This window comes from Pseudomonas sp. 2995-3, from assembly GCF_002742565.1.
GTDB classification, from domain to species: domain Bacteria; phylum Pseudomonadota; class Gammaproteobacteria; order Pseudomonadales; family Pseudomonadaceae; genus Aquipseudomonas; species Aquipseudomonas edaphica.
Map to the genome: position 1 here is coordinate 1 of NZ_LJSB01000382.1, position 256 is coordinate 256.

Annotated in this window: 1 pseudogene; it reads left to right on the plus strand. The window is 37.5% G+C overall.

Annotated elements, in window-relative coordinates:
* Positions 1–256: pseudogene (locus AOA62_RS31950) on the plus strand (ABC transporter); the annotation flags it as partial.

The window sequence follows — 256 nt, forward strand, 5'->3', positions numbered from 1 at the left end:
ACCTACAACAGGTTTAGACCCAGAAGCACGAGCTTCCTTGTGGGAGATTATTAAATCTATGGCTAAGAAAGAAAAATTAACAGTTTTCCTAACAACTCATTATTTAGAGGAGGCAGATCAACTATGTGATCATTTAGCTATTATAGATAAAGGGATAATTGTGGCCGATGGTACTCCTCAATCTCTAAAGGACGTGCTAAACGGAGACTTGTTACAACTGGAGCTTAAGGAAAACCAATTGTACAAAGCTAAAGAT